Source organism: Oleiphilus sp. HI0043 (assembly GCF_001634935.1).
The window spans coordinates 1-17941 of sequence record NZ_LWEY01000556.1; the positions used below are offsets into that span (position 1 = coordinate 1).

Sequence of the window (17941 nt, forward strand, 5' to 3'; positions counted from 1 at the left end):
GATCCGATAGAAAATATTGCTAGTGCTATTACGCAAGGTGAGCTTGATCAAGCCAACAAAGCAGGCTGAAACAATACCAATACCTATGCCACAGATAATGATATAGGGAATTTCCATCAGAGAGTTCATATACAGCTGGGGCACGAGGAAGGCAGGGTCTGCGCCATAGAAAACCTGAGAAATAATCGCTGCTGCAACCGAAGCCAGGATGACTGGCGTAAAACCGGCAATGCTATATTCCATCATCACGACTTCCATAGCGAAAATGACTCCGGCAATGGGGGTGTTGAAGGAAGCAGAAATGGCGGCAGCTGTGCCGCAACTAATTAAGGTCCGAATACTGTTGTTGGGTAGGTTTAGATAGCGACCTAGTAAGCTAGAAGCTGCTGCACCCAAATGTACGGCAGGTCCTTCTCGTCCGGCAGACTGGCCGCTCAAAATGGTTAACACGCCACCGACAAATTGGGTCATCATACTTTTAAACGAGATATAACCCTGATGATAATTGAGACGCTCCATCACTAGTGCGACGCCGACCTTACGCTGGCTAATCTTCAAACGATACCAGATGGTGCCGATTAACAGGGCGCCGCTAAGCGGCATCACCACCCGCATAAAGGTACTTAAGCCTTCAAAATTTTCCGGATCACCTTCAGGAAGAAAATAAGCAAGAGGGACTTCGATCATGAAGCGGAAAAGCAGGATGACACCAGCAGTTAAGGACCCGGCAATCAGGCCAAGAATTGCTAGCTGTGGCAAAGCATCGACACCAGAGAGCTGCTGTCTGAAAACGCGCTTATAGTTTTCGAAGTGTGTTTTTAGCGGCATAGTCCGGCTTTATGGTCTTAAAATCTAATATTCAGTACAGTGCTAGTTTATAGCAAAGTAGATAATATTCTAAGAGCTAGAGCCTGAATGTGTTGCCATAAATGCTGGCAAGTGATTTATTTTCTATCCGAACGATTTTTCACTTTCTGGTTTAGCTCATCAATAGTCGCTTTCATCTGGCTGTGTGCGTCTTCAAGTAAAGTGCCCAAATCTTTGTCTTCAGCCATATGCGTGTCGATAGGAGGTAGAATTCGGACAATGACTTCACCTGCATGCCATTTATTGAGATTGATATGTTTGGGGTAGGCACTGGCGCAAATAGGAACAATGGGAGCAGAGGCTTGTTGAGCCATATGGAAGGCGCCTTTTTTAAAGGGTAGCAGATCATTACCGCCGTTACGTGTGCCTTCGGCAAAGACCCAAATCGAAGTATTATTGTGTTTAAGCGCTTCGGTTGTTTCAGCCATGGTATTGATAGATTCACGACTTTTGGAACGGTCGATCATGATATTGCCGGCGAGCCAATAAACCTGGCCAAATAAAGGCAGATACTTAAGGCTCTTTTTACCGACGCTTACACAGCGCTTAGGAATGACACCGCCGTGAACAAAGAGGTCGAGGTTGCTTTGGTGATTGGCGATAACAACGCTGGGGGGCATATTATCCAATAGTTCTTTATTCTCTATCGTCATTTTTACGCCCAATAACTTCAAAGCTCCCCAGCTGAATAGTCGCCCGCATATTCTTGTGTTATCAGGGTTGAAGGGCCTAAAAAGACAGATGCAACTGCCGAGCAAAGCAACGCTAAAGAAGTAAGTGAGAACGAGTATTGTACGAATAGTAAGTAGCATGCTTGAGTCAGTTATGTCCGTAGGCGGCGATTATTATCGAGAGGATGAGTGCGTAAAACGATTATAGAGCGTTTTGTGTCACAGCTATATTGTTATACAAGCCATAAATTGTAATAAAATTGCCTTGCTTGGCATAGGGCTGGCTATAATTGCTTACAACCTTGCCGTTGATCTCGTGATATAATCGGCCGTTTTTTAAGATTCGAAATTTGGGGATATAAAGTGATAAAGGTAGGTATTGTAGGCGCGACTGGCTATACCGGTTCGGAGTTATTAAGATTATTGGTGCTTCATCCGAAGGTTGAAATTACTGTTGTTACCTCGCGTACTGAGAAAGGCCGCCCTGTTGCAGATATGTTTCCTCATGTTCGTGGCTACATCGACTTGCCTTTTACCGATCCTAGCGTAGACGAACTAGCTGGCTGTGATCTTATCTTCTTTGCAACGCCACACGGTGTGGCTCAGTCAATGATGTCTGAATTTATAGATTCCGGCTTGCGTACCATTGATCTTTCAGGTGACTTTCGTTTGAAAGATGTAGATGTATGGGAAAGTTGGTATGACCAGAAGCATGCCTGCCCTGAATTAATTCCTCAGGCTGCATATGGCCTGCCTGAAATCTATCGTGAACAAATTAAAGATGCCAAATTAGTTGCTTGCCCTGGGTGTTTTCCTACGGTTATTCAGTTGGGCTTTTTACCTTTAGTTGAGCAAGGCTTAGTCCAGGCGGATCGTCTCATTGCAGATGCTAAAACAGGCACCAGTGGTGCTGGGCGTGCAGCTAAAGTTGGTATGCTGTTATCGGAATGCGCTGATAGCTTTAAAGCTTACGGTGTTTCCGGGCATCGCCATTTACCCGAGATCCAGCAAATTTTGAGTGAAGCAAACGGATCGCCTGTTAATGTGACCTTTGTTCCTCATCTCGTGCCCATGATTAGAGGGATCGAAGCGACTTTGTATATACAACCTAAGCCTGATGCTGAATTAAGTCTGGAGCAGGCTCAAGCTATCTATGAAGAGCGCTATAAGGATGAGCCTTTTGTCGATGTGATGCCGCTAGGCTCTTTGCCAGAAACCCGTTCCGTTAAGGGGTCGAATATGTGCCGAATTGCACTGCACCAGCAACCTGGCAGTAATACAATTATTGTATTGTCGGTTATTGATAACCTGGTAAAAGGCTCTTCTGGCCAGGCGATTCAGAACATGAATCTTATGTTTGGTTTTGATGAGATGATGGGCTTACAGCAAGTGGCATTGATGCCCTAACACCTAGGTGAGATTGTACTAGAATGGTAAAACGGAAAGCTGAAGATCGTCTGATTGTAGTTAAGCACAAGCCAGGTATTAAATTAAAACGGCGGGTGATTTTTGCAATTGGCATTTTGGTCATGGGCGTCCTAAGTTTTCTTTTGGGCGATTACCAAATAAAACAGGCACACGAAAAGGTCGTTCAAGAATTAGCAAAAGTTGCACAAGAGTATGCTGCTTTAAAAGAGGAAGAAGTCGCTTTACGGCAGCAAGTCGCAAACCTTGAAAGCGGTCGGACGATTGATGACCTGGCAAAGCAGGAAATTCAGGAGACGATCAGGGATTACAAGGCTCGCGTGTCGCAGTTAGAAAAGGACTTGTCATTTTATCAAAATATTATGGCGCCTTCAGATAACTCGCGAGGCTTACAAGTACAGAAAGCCGAGATTCAGCTAGGTGCAACGGATAGGCGTTTTGACTACAAAATTGTCTTAGCGCAAGTGGCTGATAACAAGAGCTACGTATCCGGGAATGTTGCGATTAACGTGATAGGTATGCAGGGCGAAGAAGAAACTGTTCTAGCCTTAAGAGATATATCAGAGCAGCAAACGGCTTTGGGTATCAAGTTTAAATTCAAGTATTTTCAGGATATAGCCGGAGATCTGCTGCTACCGAAAGGTTTTGTGCCGACAGGTATCCAAGTGGTTGCTCAGTCGAAGGGAAAGAAAGCGTCTCGTATTGAACAGAGCTTCGATTGGCAGCAGTTAGTTGATCAAAAAATTTAGAGACTTTTGGGAGAATCATTATGTGGGGCAAGAGTAAACAAAAAGGGAAAGGGCGTCATAATAGTCCGAATATTCATTTTGATACTCTGGTATCAAGTAAAACCCAGATAGAGGGTGATCTTCAATTCTCTGGCGGTTTACATATCGATGGTTTAATTCGTGGCACCATCCGCGCTGAAGAAGACAGTGAAGCGATTGTTCGTATTAGCGATATTGGTGAAATAGACGGTGATGTGATTGCACCTCATATCATTGTTAACGGTACAGTCCATGGCGATGTTTATGCTTCGAAGCATATTGAGCTGGCCAAGAATGCGTCAATAAAAGGGAATGTTTATTATCATCTGATCGAAATGGCGATGGGTGCTGAGGTTAATGGTAACCTGGTTCACCATAAAGAGCCTGTATCAATTAAGAATCATGACTCAGGTGAAAGCACAGAGACTAAAGCCGCTGAGCAAGTTGCGCTAAAAGCCGTGTCGGGTTCAGATTCTAATAATGGCTAAATGAAATAGTTGACTGTTTTACTAGGTTAATTGGATAATGCTCTGTATAGAAGTATGACATTGTTTTAGTATTCTAATATTAGAATCAAATGCCGGAGAACCAATGAGCATTGTAGAAACTCATGTGCCAAGCCCGCTATTTTTTACCGACGCGGCGGCGAGTAAAGTTAAACAGCTGGTTGAGGAGGAAGAAAATCCTGCTCTTAAGCTACGCGTTTATGTGACTGGCGGTGGTTGCTCGGGTTTTCAATATGGCTTCACTTTTGATGAAGACCTTTCAGAAGATGATACGGTTGTTAGCAAGCAGGGTGTAGACCTGGTTGTCGACGCCATGAGTTATCAATACCTCGTCGGAGCGACAGTTGATTATACTGAAGGCCTAAAAGGTGCTCAGTTTTCTGTGACCAATCCGAATGCAGAAACAACCTGTGGTTGTGGTTCGAGCTTTAGTATTTAAGCGCTGAGCCTTCCTGATTTCAAAGTATTTTAGGGCTGCTTAGCTGCTCTAAAAGTACTTGAACGGCCTCTCTAAGATGCTTATCCAGGTCTTTTTTCCCACTAAAATTAAACTCCTCCACACAATCAGAAATTGAACGAGCTTGTAAAACCCGTCGAATCAGTACTTGTAGCGGGCGCTTGATTGAACTTTTTTTATTTTTTTGTTTGAAGCAAGATAAGGTCAAACTGATCAACTCGCTCATACATTCTTCGATGGCCAACTTATGGCTAGCAAAGCGTTGAAGTTGAGCAAGCTGCCTGCTGTCTAGCCTTAGCTCTACTGCTGGAATTTTCGCTTCTGTTAGCGCATCATACAGCGTATCGCTAGTGTGGTGTTGATATTGTCTACTGATACCACTGAGCAAATTTCTGGCATAGATACTTTCTAATAGAGCCAAATTTTCCTGTGCAGACAAAGATATCGGCCTTTGCATAATCGCGGCATAACAGCCACTAGCATTATCACGTTGAAGACCAAGTTTGAGAAGCGAAAACTGATTCTTTGACCAGAAAGAAAGCAACTCGGTTGTCAGTCCAAATGCTGTAGTAAGACAATCAAGGTGTTTAGTTTTCGCGACTTGTAAAGCTTCTTCAATTAGTTGGCTACCGAGCCCTTGATTCTCGTATTCAGCGCGTACTGCAATACGCATTATACGCAATGAGTGTTGTTCCAGGTTTTTGATATCGCCAGAGAGGGTAGCAAGAGTCTGCGGAACTAAGTGGCCACGTAAGCGTCGCTTTCCTGCGAGGATCTCTTGTTGCAGAGTGCTTTCTAAAATCCCCCCTTCTCGTATTATCAGCATTGCTGAGATCAACTCACCTTGTTGCTCACTTTCTATATGATCTTTGAAACCACAAGCTAGCAACACACCGGGATGATCAAGTATAAGTCTTATATCGTCAGGGGAAGTTTGATAGTGAGCATTCACTAGCAATGAAATAACCTGCTCAAGGAGTTTAGGCTCGGAGGCTAGTTGCTGCTGTGAAGGCCAGAGCACGTTCATCTCTGTATGTTTGTTTTTTACACTACGTTTTTGGCTAAATGAATCGTCATTCAAGGATAAAAATAATAGCCGACTCATCCAATTTTCTAAGGGGTCATTCTCGGCCCAACGAACTGGCTGGCTTAGATGAATGCTTTTCCACTTGGGTGTTAGTAGGTCGAGTTGTTTCTTAAAACGAATTGCAAAGCCTTGACCATTGCCTTCGTAGCCATGGATGGTGCTTGAAAATACGATTCTAGAATAGTGCTTTAGTAGTTCACTCAATGTAGACGCTGGAATTCCGGCAGCTTCATCGATTAGCAGTAACTGGCACTCGGGCTTGGTAAGTAAGAGCTCATCAGGCGATATAAACTTCAGACAGTGAGAATAACTATCGTGGTTGCCACACTCATCTGTAATGTATTTTGAAAAGTGGAAGAATGCATTGGCACAAGCTCGTTTTGAGGGGGCTGTAATCAAAATAGATTTTTTATATTTGAGGGCCAACTTCGCCGCGGCAATGCCAAGCGCGCTGGTTTTGCCTCGTCCCCTATCGGCGGTGACGATCAGTGGCCGTCTACGGTGCCCTTCGACAACATGAGTGATTAGCTCAATTGCTTCGCGCTGGTCAGGTGTGGGTAGGGCCTGTACCTGAGTCGTCGCAGCCGCAGGAACAGCAGGAAGCTGAGACTGATTCTCTTGGCAAAATAGCAGACAATCCTGACTGTTAAAAAAGCTAATCAAACGCTGGAGAAAAAAGGTGTTTGTTTTAGATAACTCTGACTCGTCACTGCACATGCGGCGATAGTCTGGGTCAGGTGCTTTAGCCAAGTCAGCGAGAGGGGGCACCATGATGATAAATAAGCCTCCTCCGCGAACAAGTCCAGATGCTCCACCAAGTCCGTCCGGGCTTAAGCCATCGAAGCCATCCCAAAGCAACAGATTACAATCACCACCCAAGAGGCTTTTAACTTTATGTGCAGAAACAGACTTAAAGCCTTTAATAGGTTCGGAGGCGCTGATATAAATAGCCTCATTTATATCGCCGAAAAGCGAGTTGCTTTGAACCGTATCTAAACACCAATTCTTGTCGCCACTAAGCACTACGGGGTAGCGACAGAAAGACTGCTGGGCAGCGTCAAAAATATTGGAGAATAGCTTTTCAAGCATAGTGGCTTCTTAGTAAATAGGGCGATAAAGAATTTAAATGACCGGCAAGGACAAAAATTTAAGTAAACCTGTAATTTCAGAAGTATGTGTCTATGCTTGAACTAAAACAAGTCTTTGCATGTATCAGTGTCTTGACCTGTCATAGAGTAAGAGAGGAAGCGTTTTGAAAGAAAGTCAGAAACCGGGGAGAACGCAGTTCATTATGATGTTCTTTGCCTTTTCATTTGGCATGGTTCTAGCCAACCTCTTGGCTCAGAATGCTGCGCAGAAAGAAGTCGAAGAGCGCGCCCCTTTATTGGTTTATAAAGGCATTGATAAAAATCTCGAAGACCTGTCGCCAGAGTTTAAGGAACGTATTAGCAAGTTAGAGCGCGAGAGGCGCAGAACTCTCGAAATGGCCGCTTTGCAGATGCATATTTATCAGTATGCGAAAGATCATAAGGTGAGTGCTGAGCAGGCAGGCAAAACACTTTTTCCAAAGTCTGAATATGAAGTTGATAGTCAACGCGTGAGTGACTTTTATCATGCTAACCAGGAGCATATTGCCAAGCCTTTTTATCAAGTCGAGCAGGAAATTACGGCTCAGCTTGAATATCAAAGTGTGAAAAATCTAAAGGAGCAGTTGCTGGCATCGCTTCAAAAGAGTGGTGATTTGGCAATTCTTCCCAGTCAATAAGGTTTTTTAAACGATATTGGTCCATTGCAAGAGACCTTGGCTGGTTATCCTTTGTACGACCGACTATACTAGCGCCCGTTCAAATTTTGGGTATTGAATCTACGTTGTGAGCTATGTTGGACAAGTTATACCATAAGCAGAAGTTTGCTCAGGCAAGCATAGAGAGTATGTATCGAGTATTTACAGTACCCGAAGCACCAGACTCTACTCTTAGCCGTATTGATAAAGACGTTTCTAATAATCTTGCAGGATTTATGCAGGACCATATCGTCGCGGTCGAACATGATTTGCAAGAAATGGAAAAAGACTTTTCTGATCCCAGGATTCCTGAAAAGCCCATTTTTGTATCCGAACATACTCAATTTCTTCTAGATAAAATAGTTGCGCAGTCTGTTCACACCTCATCGCCTAGCTTCGTTGGTCATATGACCTCTGCTTTACCTTATTTCATGTTGCCGCTTTCCAAGATCATGATTGCGCTCAACCAGAACCTGGTAAAAACCGAAACCTCGAAAGCGTTTACGCCCCTAGAGAGACAGGTGCTCGGGATGTTGCACCGCCTGGTATACGCTGAAGACAGTGATTTTTATAGCAAGTGGATGCACGATGCAGGGCATGCATTGGGGGCAATGTGCTCAGGCGGCACCATTGCCAATATCACAGCTCTTTGGGCGGCTCGAAATTTAGCCTTTCCACCCGAAGGAAACTTCAAGGGCGTTGCCCATGAAGGCTTATTTCGAGCGATTAAGTACTATGGTTATGATGGTGCTGCAATCGTGGTCTCAAAAAGAGGGCATTACTCTTTTAGCAAAACAGCAGATATTATCGGCATAGGTCGAGATTACCTGGTTTCTGTAGAGACTGATGAGCATAACCGTATAGATCTGGAAGCCTTACGAGATACCTGCACTCGCTTGAAGAAAGAAAATATCTGCATAATTAGCGTGATTGGCATTGCCGGTACAACAGAGACAGGCAATATCGACCCTCTTGAAGAAGTGGCTGAAATCGCGCGCGAGTTTAAGGCTCACTTTCATGTCGATGCAGCCTGGGGTGGCCCGACATTATTTTCAAATGACTATCGCTCTTTATTAAAAGGCATCGAAAAAGCAGATTCTGTCACCCTGGATGCACACAAGCAGTTATATGTTCCGATGGGTAGTGGCTTGGTGGTGTTTAAGGACCCAAAGAAACTGAAGGCCATTGAACATCATGCTCAGTATGTTGTCCGTCGTGGCTCGAAGGATTTGGGAAGTACAACTCTCGAAGGTTCACGCCCGGGAATGGCGATGCTGATTCACTCTGGCCTGAAGATTATTGCCAAAGATGGATACGAGATATTGATCAACGAAGGTATCAATAAAGCCAAAGCTTTTGCTGCCATGATCGACAACGATCAGGACTTCGAGGTGATTACCTATCCTGAGTTAAATATTATTACTTATCGTTATTGCCCGGAGTTTGCAACGTCGGTGTTAGCAGTTGCAGACGATATTTTGATGGAAAAGATCAATGCAGTTCTGGATCGTATCACTAAGTTTGTACAAAAAACTCAGCGTGAGAAAGGCCTATCGTTTGTTTCAAGAACGCGTTTGGAACCCCCGAAGTATAATCGACAAGCATGTGTCGTCTTTCGAGTGGTATTAGCAAATCCACTGACGACCACTGATACATTAAGAGATATTCTGGCAGAGCAGAAAGAAATCGTGAACGCTTCTATGGAGGTTCAACGAGCAATGAAGTTATTGCGTAGTTTGTGTCAGCTCTCCGAGGATAGCCAATAGTCTGAGATAAACACAGACTATTGGTGCATAGATTTAATCACTCAAGGCTAAATCTAGATTACTGCTTCAGCTTAATATAACGCAGCTTCGTCATCTAAGACTTCGTGAATGACTTCCAAGAAGATCTTATCAGCATCACTCAATTGTTCAGGAATTCTAACAATTGTTGAGGCGCTGATCTTCTCTGCTATTTTAGCGGAAGCATCAGGTTCATTTTTCAGCTCGCGTGCGATCTCCATGCATTTTGTTGAAACACTAGGGTCACTTAGACACTTTCGAATAAAGACGCGTAGTTCACTAATTATTTTGGCTTGTTTGCTCGCTTCTGCACTACTCATCGATAACTCCTTATTTTCTACAAGTATATTTTTTATAGGCAGCATAGCTTCAGTATAGAGCTTAGTTGAAGTCATAGCATGTATTTGTTTGAAATAGTTTGTGAATAAGGGGGAATCTACTCATAAATGTATATCAAGTGAGCAGAGGAAAAAATCAATTGTCCTGCTACGCTTAAGAAACAGAGAAATTGTTTACACTAAAATTAGCCAACCTTATATATGACGTTCTTAAAAAACATTTTGCTTAGGCCGCTACTGATATTCTTGCTGTGTCTAAGTGGAAGCTTTATCGGGCCTGCTTGGGGTATTACGAATGTGATGCCAGACGATGGTGCGCCCCGTATTATTCGAAGTGAATACCTAGTAGATCACTCAGGTAACAGCGGCATAGAGGCAATAAAAAGCCTTGTAAGAGAAGGTGAATGGAAAGGTCTTAGTGAAGACTCGGCTAACTTTGGTTATCAGCGTTATCCGTACTGGTATCGTTTTGAATTAAGTAACCCAAGCCAGGCGCAAAAGGAGCAGATTCTAGAGATCAGTTACCCTTTGTTGGATTATGTGGATTTTTATCATTTTGCAGGTGACAACTTAGTCAGTGAAGTTCACACCGGAGATAGAAAGCCCTATTCGCAGCGCCTGATAGATCACCCTAATTTTCTCTTTCCTGTCAAAATAGCTGCGGGTGAAACCCACCAGATTTATCTAAGAGTCGACACGGCAGGTTCTCAGTTGGTTCCGATGAAAATTTCTGATGCAACGAGCACCTTTGTGCAGCTAGGAAAAGAAGACGCATTACATGCGACCTACTTTGGCGTTGTATCAGTTATTGTCTTCTTTAACTTATTAATCTTTGTCGCGCTCAGGGAAAAGCTGTATTTATACTATTCAGTCGCAGCATTCTTGTACATGCTGTTCTTTGGTATTATGAGAGCGAAGCTTTTCCCCTTTATTTATTCAGATAACCCCGAGTTTCATCACACGCTTTTATTGTTATTGCCGTCCAGCTGTTTACTTTTTTCAGCGCTATTCTCACGAGAATTTCTCAAGCCTGAGCAATACAGTAAGACTTTGGGGTATTTAATCAATGCGATCATTGGTATTGCCTTGATTGGCCTTGCTGGCATCTTGGTATTTGATGCGCAGACCTCCTTGCAATTGTCGGTGATGGGGGCCATTCCTGGCAGCTTTGTTTTACTCATAATGGGGCCAATATTGGGCTTTATGGGGAATAGGATGGCGTGGATCTATGCCACAGCATGGAGTACTTTCATGTTTGGTGTGACGATATCTGCGCTCAGTAAACAGGGCCTGATGCCGGTGAGCTTCGTTACCGAGTACGGTATGCAGATCGGTTCAGCACTAGAGCTATTTATACTAAACGCAGCCTTAGCCTCACGTTTCTATCAAGAGCATAGGCAGCGAATAGCTGCGCAAGAAGCACGATTACTGGAGCAACTTGAGCGCAGAGAAACCGAACAGAAGCTATTAAACAAGTCTTTATCTGATCCCACGACCCACTTGCCAAACCGCTCCTGCTTTGAGCAGCAGGCTAATTTGGTTATTGAGTCTCGTGGGAATAAACGGATCGCTATTTGTGTGATCGAAATCCTTCGTTATATGGAGATCAGTCGTACCTTGGGTCACCATAATACTGATTTAATGCAGGTCGAGGTGGCTCAGAATTTCGCTGCATTGTCGGTTAATATGCCAGGTATCGTCAAACTTCAGGGGCCTTCCGAGGAAGCATTAATTTGTTCTTTGGAGCCAGGCTCATTTGTGATGCTCGTTGAGGCAGAGCTTGCGGAAAGCCACACAGAGCAGGTAAATGAAATTCTAAAGCAGGCAATGCAACCAATTGAGTTTAAGGAGATGCGTCTGGAACTGCGTCCGGTAATTGGTGTGGCTGTTTGTCCTGAGCACGGTTTGAACACCGAAACTTTATTGCGCCATGCCCAAGTAGCTGCAGACTCATCGGAAGCACTTGAGCGACACCTTTCTTACTATCGCCCTGAATATGATCAATACAATGCGCGCCGCTTGATGATGGTTTCTGAATTGAAGGAAGCGATCAAGAATGATCATCTGGCTTTGTACTTTCAGCCTAAATACTCTCTTAAAGAGAATCGAGTTGTAGGTATGGAGGCCTTGGTAAGGTGGAACCATGAGCGTTATGGCTTGGTTAGGCCTGATGAGTTTATTGAGATTGCCGAACAAACAGGCATTATTAAAGCATTAACACGCTGGGTGGTGAGCAATGCACTTAAAGCCCAGAATAGTCTCAAAGAGCTTGGTTGGGACTTGAATATGTCAATCAATCTATCGGTGTTGAACCTGCGAGAGGGAGATTTGATTGATTTTCTGAGCGCTCAAATGGCTGATAACAACAGCGATCCTCAGCGCATTTATTTTGAGTTAACTGAGACCTCGATGATGGCGAATCCTTTGGATGCGATTGAGGTCTTAAATAAAGTGTGTGCTTTACGCTTACGTTTATCGGTTGATGACTTTGGCGCTGGCTACTCCTCTTTGGCGTATTTAAAGTCATTACCGGCGACAGAGATTAAAATCGATAAATCCTTGATATCGGGAATATGTGGGGATGAGGGCAATGAGCTCATTGCTGAAGCAACCATTAACATGTGCCAAAAACTGGGTTATCAGGTGGTGGCAGAAGGTGTCGAAAATGAAGAGACGATGGAGCGCTTAAGAGAGCTAAAGTGCGATTCTGTTCAAGGTTATTTACTAACCCCACCTTTGCCGATGGAGAGGCTACTTCAGTGGCTTGATAAGTCTGAAAGCGATACGCGTGACGTATCCTAGCAAGGCGTCACGCATTTGCAGTTTTAACTACGTTTTCTAATCAATGCTTCCTGGCATACTGAAGCAACTAACTCACCTTGTTGGTTAAAAATATTCCCTCGATTAAAGCCTCTTCCGCCTGACGCACTAGGGCTATCCATATCGTAAAGTAACCATTCATCAACCTTGAAAGGGCGATGGAACCATATCGAATGATCAAGACTCGCAACTTGCATGCCTTTTTGCATAAAACTCAAACCGTGCGGCAGCATACTAGTACCAAGCAGGCCGAAGTCCGAGGCATAGGCCAGAAGGCAATGGTGTAATGATAGATCATTGGGGACTGATGCCACCGCTCTAAACCAATTTTGCTTATAGGGTGGACGAATATCCGGGTTGGTATAGTCAATTGGCTTAACTGGTCTGATTTCGATTGGTTTATCGCGGGTGAACTGCTCCCTAAGTTTTTCAGGTATCAGGTGCTTAAAGCGACGACGTATTTCCAGCTCGGAAGCCAGTTCTTCTGGCGACTTGCTTTCGGGCATATCAAACTGGTGTTCTGAACCCGCTTCATCTTTTTGAAACGAAGCGTTGAGGGTAAAAATCTCTTTGTCGTCTTGCCGGGCAATGACTCGCCGTGTTGCGAAAGAACTACCGTCTCGAATAATCTGCACTTCGTACTGAATTGGTAGAGAATGATCCCCTGGGCGTAAAAAGTAGCCATGCATTGAGTGAGCGCTGAGTTGATCGACTGTTTGATAAGCCGCCATCAGTGCTTGACCACAGACCTGTCCACCGAATACATTTTTGAAGCCCAAATCTTCGCTGCAACCTTCAAAGACTAAGTTGTTGAGTTGCTTAAGTTGAAGGACATCGATGAGTTGTTGTAGTACGTCTTGCATGATCATGACTCACTTTATTAATCGCGCTTTGTTGAGTTTTAAACAAAGCGCCTAATTCAGGGAGTCTTTAGCTTAAAGACTACTGAGCTCTTTAACTAGCGCTTGTTTTTCAACACAGCGTTGCCCAGTTAGTACAAAACCATCCAAACAGTCTTGCTCGTTATAATGACGACCACAAATATTCAGGCCATCTTGTTCGAAGCGCCATTGGCCTGAAGCACTGGCAGGTGGGCAAACGACGACGGGGCAGGCGGGTGTTTTAGTTGCTATCGGCATGATGCCGAAGCTTACCTGGCTCGGTGTGCCGGTCAGAGTCTTCGCTAAGGTGCGTGCGCAGGTCATTAGTGGCAGCACGTAGAGTCTGACCTGCCCTTCGATCTCTGCGCAGTCACCTAAGGCGTAGACATCTTCTGCACTAGTTTGTAGCAAGGCGTTGGTGACAATCCCTTGCTGGCATTCAATCCCCGAGTCTTGAGCAATTTGTATATTGGCTTTCAGGCCGACGGCAGAAATAACCAAGGCACACTCAAGTTCTTGGCCATTACTTAAACGAGCAAGCAAACCATTTCCTTGTTCAGTGATTTCGCTTACATGAGCTTGCATTTCAAACTGACAACCTGCATCACTAAGGCCTTCGATAAGCGCTTGTCCGGCCTCTTCAGGAATCAAACTGTTTAAGGCTGATTTTGAAGGGTCAACGATAGTTACCTTATAACCGCTTGCCAATAAGTCATTCGCGTATTCACAGCCGATTAAGCCGGCACCCATGATCAGTACATGGTTCTGGCTTTCTGAGCAGTTTTCGCCTAACAAAGAACGAAAACGGCGGTAGTCCATTAGGTCATTGATTGAAACGACTTTCTCAAGCTCACTTCCGGGAAAACTGAGCTTATTGACCTGAGCACCACAAGCAAGCACTAGCTTGCTGTAGTCTAAGCGTTCTTCACCTATCAGGATTGCTTTGGCAGAAGTATCGATTCGGTCAACACTCGTATGATTTCTGATTGAAATATTGTGCTGTGCCGCGAACTTTCCCGGGTCGGCCATTGATAGCTCATCAGCCTGCTTGCCTTTGGCAAGTGCTGTCGAGAGCATAGGCTTGGAATAAGAGTGTGCGTCATCCTGAGTGATCACAATAATCTCGCTTTCCTGGTCCAGCTTGCGAACCTCCTTAACAAGATTATATCCGGCCAAGCCACTACCAATGACAACGATAGGTGAAGTATTCATGTTAAATCTCTACCATTTCAAAGTCTTCTTTGCCTACACCACAGTCAGGGCAAAGCCAGTCTTCGGGTACATCTTCCCATGAGGTGCCCGCTTCGATGCCATCATCAGGCCAGCCTTCGCTCTCATCATAAATTAATCCGCAGACTACGCATTGCCACTTCTTCATTCTTTATACCTGTATTATCAAAATGTTACTTGCCTTTCGAATGCATACAAACATGCCTCTCTGGTTTACACTAGCGCCCGCTTGCTTATGCGAAGAGAAGATTCTAGTTTAGAGAATAAATGTTGCCTCATTCACTTAGCGGGCTAATTTACCGAATCAGCTCGATCAGCACAAATCTTTCACTATTTCAGCGATAGTAACTTTGCGGCCAGGCAGGCTCACAGATATAATCTGCACAGCCATTTTATCAGGAAGATCTATGTCCAATACCAAAACCGTCGAAGCCCAGAAAGTCTTTAATGAGGCCGACTGCCTAATCGATATGTCTGAGCTAAGTGATGCAATTGAAAAGACAGCCAAAGATATTGAGCAAGACTTAGCGACCGACAACCCTCTGGTTATTTCAATTATGAATGGCGGTTTGGTGTACTGTGGTCACTTACTCGCTCATTTGAATTTTCCACTAGAGCTGGATTATTTACACGCTACCCGATATGGGAATGAAACCTCTGGCAGCCGCTTGGACTGGCTGGCTAAGCCGGTAAAAGCACTGTCGGGCCGAACCGTTCTTCTGGTTGATGATATCCTTGATGAAGGGCATACCCTCTTACATGTACAGGATTATTGTCGGCAGCAAGGTGCAGCGCGTGTTCTGACGACGGTTTTATTGGATAAGCAACATGACAGAAAGGCGACCAAGGATCTGCTCGCTGACTATACTTGTTTAAATGTTGAGGATCGTTTTGTTTTTGGTTTTGGTATGGATTATCAAGGCTATTGGCGGAATGCGCCGGGTATTTACGCAGTTAAGGGCATGTGATGCTAAAGCCAGCCGCTCGGCGGATACCCGACTGGAAAGTGCCTAAACAATATGGTTCCTGGGTCTTTGATCAAGGTTCACTTACCAAGAGGCTTATCGAAGCATCAAATAATAACTTTAGTGTGCGTGTCACTTATCAAGGCTGGGCTGTACCAAGTCTTGAGGAGAGGCGGATACTAAAAGTGAGAGAGCGTCAGAAAGCGCTGGTCAGGGAAGTTGAGCTGCTTTGTTTCGGAGAAGTATGGGTGATAGCGCGCAGTATTATTCCGAAAACAACGCTAAGTGGTTATGAAAGACAGCTTCAGTATTTGGGAGATAAGCCTTTAGGCGCATTTCTGTTTAAATCCAGAGTTATGACGCGTAGTAAGCTTGAAAGTGTCTCCTTGGTGAAACAGTTTAAAGAACCCGTATTTGGGCGGCGCTCGGTATTTTTTCTTCGTCAGAAACCATTGCTGGTGAGCGAACTATTTATGCCTCGGGTATTTGAGGCAAGCAAACGAGAGAAATAGGCATATGAATACTCAGAGTAAACCCGCGTTTGCAAGTGTTGCAATGGACTACGTAAGGCTTGCGAGGTTGGATAAGCCTATAGGTATTTATCTGGTTTTGTGGCCAACGCTTTGGGCATTATGGTTTGCTGCCGAGGGCATACCAGCTATGGATGTGTTAGCTATTTTTATCGCCGGCTCTGTTTTCATGCGCTCGGCAGGCTGCGTAATCAATGACTTTGCGGATAGAAAAATAGACGGTCATGTAAAGCGCACTGAAGCTCGCCCTCTGGTGACGGGGCGGGTGAGTGCAAAACAGGCTTTGATCTTTTTCGCCGTTTTATGTCTGTTGTCTTTCATCCTGGTTTTGTTTACCAATGAACTGACAATTTACCTTTCATTTGGTGCACTCGCACTTGCTTCTGCTTATCCCTTCATGAAGCGCTATACTTATTTACCACAGGTGGTCTTAGGTGCTGCATTTGCCTGGTCCGTTCCTATGGCTTATGCCGCGCAAGTGAATGAACTGCCTGCGCATATCTGGTTGATCTATATGGCAACAGTCTTGTGGACCGTTGCTTATGATACGATGTATGCCATGGTCGATAGGGATGATGATATCAAAATCGGCGTTAAATCCACGGCCATCTTATTTGGTTCGGCTGATCGGGCGATTATCGCATTTTTGCAGGTTTTGGTGATATTGACGCTGAGCTTGTTAGGTGAACAGCTTGAAATGGGGCAGTTTTACTTTCTGAGTATTGTCGTTGCGTCGGTACTATTTGTATATCAGCAGCACTTGATTCGCCATCGTGACAGAGATGAGTGCTTTAAGGCGTTTTTGAACAATAACTGGGTGGGTATGGTTTTATTCCTGGGACTGTTTCTAGACTTTTATGTCAGGTGAATTGTAAAACTTCGCAAAAAGGAGCGCTCATTAGGTTCTCAGCATAGGCTTACAGTGTAGTGTCATAAAACTGTAACAGCTTGCCGTTTTAATACAGTTTGATTTTTGGAGTAAGTACTATGTCAGAAAAAACCGTATTAATTGTTGATGATGAAGCATCAATCAGAGAAATGATTGCTGTTGCTTTAGAAATGGCTGATTACAATTGTATCGAAGCTTCAAATGCGCAGGATGCATTTATTGCTATTGTGGATCAACGTCCCGATATGATTTTACTTGATTGGATGTTGCCAGGCACTAGCGGAATTGAATTGGCAAGACGCTTGAAACGCAATGAAGCGACCAGTGATATCCCTATTATTATGCTGACAGCTAAAACCGAAGAGGATAATAAAGTACAGGGTTTGGAAGTCGGTGCCGACGACTATATTACTAAGCCTTTTTCTCCTCGTGAATTGGTTGCTCGTCTTAAAGCTGTACTTCGTCGTGCGACGCCTGCGGGTGTCGAAAGTGAAATCGAAATAGATGGATTGGTACTTGACCCAGTTTGTCATCGCGTTACCGCTCACAATAATTTGCTGAGCATGGGGCCAACTGAGTTTAAGCTACTGCAGTTCTTTATGACGCATCAAGACCGCGTTTATAGCCGTTCCCAGCTACTTGATCAAGTTTGGGGTGGCAATGTCTATGTTGAAGATCGAACCGTTGATGTTCATATTCGGCGCCTTCGCAAGGCATTAGGTGAAAGGCATGAATACCTGGTTCAAACTGTTCGAGGTACTGGCTATCGTTTTTCTGCTCAAGGTGCTGCATAGCGCTTGAGCATTGGTAACTTTGTTATAAAATAAGAAAGGTGGCAAGGAGCTCGATTTTTCATGCACATGACTTCGATCATTGACGAAGGGTGCACACTCTCTGTACCGTTTGCGTTTTAATGGCAAACTATTGAATCAGAGAATGAA

General features: G+C 44.4%; 18 protein-coding genes. 11 read left to right on the top strand and 7 right to left on the bottom strand.

All coding sequences use genetic code 11. From position 1 onward, the window contains the following. Both A3729_RS06790 and A3729_RS06795 read right to left on the bottom strand, forming a co-directional pair. A partial coding sequence (locus A3729_RS06790; RefSeq protein ID WP_197475642.1) for a chloride channel protein occupies window positions 1–828 on the bottom strand: 828 nt, incomplete at its 3' end. Window positions 829–944: 116 nt separating this feature from the next. Then, window positions 945–1520, bottom strand: a complete 576-nt coding sequence (locus A3729_RS06795; RefSeq protein WP_197470098.1) for a 1-acyl-sn-glycerol-3-phosphate acyltransferase — start codon at window positions 1518–1520, stop codon at window positions 945–947. Between the two features lie 381 nt (window positions 1521–1901). On the opposite strand from A3729_RS06795, the gene argC reads away from it, so the two are divergent. The 4 genes from argC (at window position 1902) to erpA (ending at window position 4675) form a co-directional block, all read left to right on the top strand. After that, window positions 1902–2945: an N-acetyl-gamma-glutamyl-phosphate reductase gene (gene argC, locus A3729_RS06800; protein WP_068510033.1), complete on the top strand. Its 1044-nt coding sequence runs from the start codon at window positions 1902–1904 to the stop codon at window positions 2943–2945. 23 nt (window positions 2946–2968) lie between these two features. Next, a complete protein-coding gene (locus A3729_RS06805; protein WP_068510034.1) occupies window positions 2969–3712 on the top strand; it encodes a DUF6776 family protein in 744 nt (247 codons plus the stop codon). Window positions 3713–3732: 20 nt separating this feature from the next. Beyond that, entirely contained in the window at window positions 3733–4218 is a 486-nt protein-coding gene (locus tag A3729_RS06810) for a polymer-forming cytoskeletal protein (protein WP_068510036.1), read from the top strand. Window positions 4219–4321: 103 nt separating this feature from the next. Next, a complete protein-coding gene (erpA, locus tag A3729_RS06815) occupies window positions 4322–4675 on the top strand; it encodes an iron-sulfur cluster insertion protein ErpA (protein WP_068510038.1) in 354 nt (117 codons plus the stop codon). 19 nt (window positions 4676–4694) lie between these two features. Here the strand turns inward: erpA and A3729_RS06820 are convergent, their stop codons facing one another. After that, a complete protein-coding gene (locus tag A3729_RS06820) occupies window positions 4695–6869 on the bottom strand; it encodes a tRNA(Met) cytidine acetyltransferase TmcA (RefSeq protein ID WP_068633497.1) in 2175 nt (724 codons plus the stop codon). A gap of 163 nt (window positions 6870–7032) precedes the next feature. Here A3729_RS06820 and A3729_RS06825 point away from each other — a divergent pair, with 163 nt between their 5' ends. Together A3729_RS06825 and panP are read left to right on the top strand one after the other, a co-directional pair. Further along, a complete protein-coding gene (locus A3729_RS06825) occupies window positions 7033–7545 on the top strand; it encodes a hypothetical protein (protein ID WP_068510042.1) in 513 nt (170 codons plus the stop codon). A 113-nt stretch (window positions 7546–7658) separates the two neighbouring features. Beyond that, complete coding sequence (gene panP, locus A3729_RS06830) at window positions 7659–9329, top strand: pyridoxal-dependent aspartate 1-decarboxylase PanP (protein ID WP_068510044.1); 1671 nt, start codon at window positions 7659–7661, stop codon at window positions 9327–9329. A 71-nt stretch (window positions 9330–9400) separates the two neighbouring features. On the opposite strand, the gene A3729_RS06835 is transcribed toward panP, so the two are convergent. Then, the gene (locus A3729_RS06835) at window positions 9401–9667 is read right to left on the bottom strand and encodes a hypothetical protein (protein WP_068510046.1); all 267 of its coding nucleotides are present in this window, start codon (window positions 9665–9667) and stop codon (window positions 9401–9403) included. A gap of 219 nt (window positions 9668–9886) precedes the next feature. Here A3729_RS06835 and A3729_RS06840 point away from each other — a divergent pair, with 219 nt between their 5' ends. After that, the gene (locus A3729_RS06840) at window positions 9887–12487 is read left to right on the top strand and encodes an EAL domain-containing protein (protein WP_068510047.1); all 2601 of its coding nucleotides are present in this window, start codon (window positions 9887–9889) and stop codon (window positions 12485–12487) included. Window positions 12488–12510: 23 nt separating this feature from the next. On the opposite strand, the gene A3729_RS06845 is transcribed toward A3729_RS06840, so the two are convergent. From A3729_RS06845 to A3729_RS06855, 3 genes are all read right to left on the bottom strand, one after another. Next, window positions 12511–13368 (bottom strand): acyl-CoA thioesterase II, encoded by an 858-nt coding sequence (locus A3729_RS06845; RefSeq protein WP_068510077.1) that lies wholly within the window; start codon window positions 13366–13368, stop codon window positions 12511–12513. A gap of 72 nt (window positions 13369–13440) precedes the next feature. After that, window positions 13441–14598: an FAD-dependent oxidoreductase gene (locus tag A3729_RS06850; RefSeq protein ID WP_068510049.1), complete on the bottom strand. Its 1158-nt coding sequence runs from the start codon at window positions 14596–14598 to the stop codon at window positions 13441–13443. Window position 14599: 1 nt separating this feature from the next. Continuing rightward, window positions 14600–14764, bottom strand: coding sequence for a rubredoxin (locus A3729_RS06855; protein WP_068510051.1), 165 nt, complete (start codon window positions 14762–14764; stop codon window positions 14600–14602). A 259-nt stretch (window positions 14765–15023) separates the two neighbouring features. Here A3729_RS06855 and A3729_RS06860 point away from each other — a divergent pair, with 259 nt between their 5' ends. From A3729_RS06860 to phoB, 4 genes are all read left to right on the top strand, one after another. Then, window positions 15024–15584, top strand: coding sequence for a hypoxanthine-guanine phosphoribosyltransferase (locus tag A3729_RS06860; protein WP_068552532.1), 561 nt, complete (start codon window positions 15024–15026; stop codon window positions 15582–15584). Continuing rightward, window positions 15584–16093, top strand: a complete 510-nt coding sequence (locus A3729_RS06865) for a chorismate lyase (RefSeq protein ID WP_068552536.1) — start codon at window positions 15584–15586, stop codon at window positions 16091–16093. Before A3729_RS06860 ends, A3729_RS06865 begins: the two co-directional genes overlap by 1 nt. A 4-nt stretch (window positions 16094–16097) precedes the next feature. Beyond that, window positions 16098–16979 (top strand): 4-hydroxybenzoate octaprenyltransferase, encoded by an 882-nt coding sequence (ubiA, locus tag A3729_RS06870; protein ID WP_068510056.1) that lies wholly within the window; start codon window positions 16098–16100, stop codon window positions 16977–16979. A 119-nt stretch (window positions 16980–17098) separates the two neighbouring features. Further along, window positions 17099–17794 (top strand): phosphate regulon transcriptional regulator PhoB, encoded by a 696-nt coding sequence (gene phoB, locus A3729_RS06875; RefSeq protein ID WP_068510058.1) that lies wholly within the window; start codon window positions 17099–17101, stop codon window positions 17792–17794. Window positions 17795–17941 lie beyond the last annotated feature (147 nt).

What these genes read in the sequence shown, in the direction of transcription:
- A3729_RS06855 (WP_068510051.1), bottom strand. Translation starts at nt 14,764, where the DNA reads ATGAAGAAGTGGCAATGCGTAGTCTGCGGATTAATTTATGATGAGAGC.
- A3729_RS06795 (WP_197470098.1), bottom strand. Translation starts at nt 1,520, where the DNA reads ATGACGATAGAGAATAAAGAACTATTGGATAATATGCCCCCCAGCGTT.
- A3729_RS06835 (WP_068510046.1), bottom strand. Translation starts at nt 9,667, where the DNA reads ATGAGTAGTGCAGAAGCGAGCAAACAAGCCAAAATAATTAGTGAACTA.
- phoB (WP_068510058.1), top strand. Translation starts at nt 17,099, where the DNA reads ATGTCAGAAAAAACCGTATTAATTGTTGATGATGAAGCATCAATCAGA.
- A3729_RS06810 (WP_068510036.1), top strand. Translation starts at nt 3,733, where the DNA reads ATGTGGGGCAAGAGTAAACAAAAAGGGAAAGGGCGTCATAATAGTCCG.
- A3729_RS06860 (WP_068552532.1), top strand. Translation starts at nt 15,024, where the DNA reads ATGTCCAATACCAAAACCGTCGAAGCCCAGAAAGTCTTTAATGAGGCC.
- A3729_RS06850 (WP_068510049.1), bottom strand. Translation starts at nt 14,598, where the DNA reads ATGAATACTTCACCTATCGTTGTCATTGGTAGTGGCTTGGCCGGATAT.
- panP (WP_068510044.1), top strand. Translation starts at nt 7,659, where the DNA reads ATGTTGGACAAGTTATACCATAAGCAGAAGTTTGCTCAGGCAAGCATA.
- A3729_RS06840 (WP_068510047.1), top strand. Translation starts at nt 9,887, where the DNA reads ATGACGTTCTTAAAAAACATTTTGCTTAGGCCGCTACTGATATTCTTG.
- ubiA (WP_068510056.1), top strand. Translation starts at nt 16,098, where the DNA reads ATGAATACTCAGAGTAAACCCGCGTTTGCAAGTGTTGCAATGGACTAC.
- A3729_RS06820 (WP_068633497.1), bottom strand. Translation starts at nt 6,869, where the DNA reads ATGCTTGAAAAGCTATTCTCCAATATTTTTGACGCTGCCCAGCAGTCT.
- erpA (WP_068510038.1), top strand. Translation starts at nt 4,322, where the DNA reads ATGAGCATTGTAGAAACTCATGTGCCAAGCCCGCTATTTTTTACCGAC.
- A3729_RS06845 (WP_068510077.1), bottom strand. Translation starts at nt 13,368, where the DNA reads ATGCAAGACGTACTACAACAACTCATCGATGTCCTTCAACTTAAGCAA.
- A3729_RS06805 (WP_068510034.1), top strand. Translation starts at nt 2,969, where the DNA reads ATGGTAAAACGGAAAGCTGAAGATCGTCTGATTGTAGTTAAGCACAAG.
- A3729_RS06865 (WP_068552536.1), top strand. Translation starts at nt 15,584, where the DNA reads ATGCTAAAGCCAGCCGCTCGGCGGATACCCGACTGGAAAGTGCCTAAA.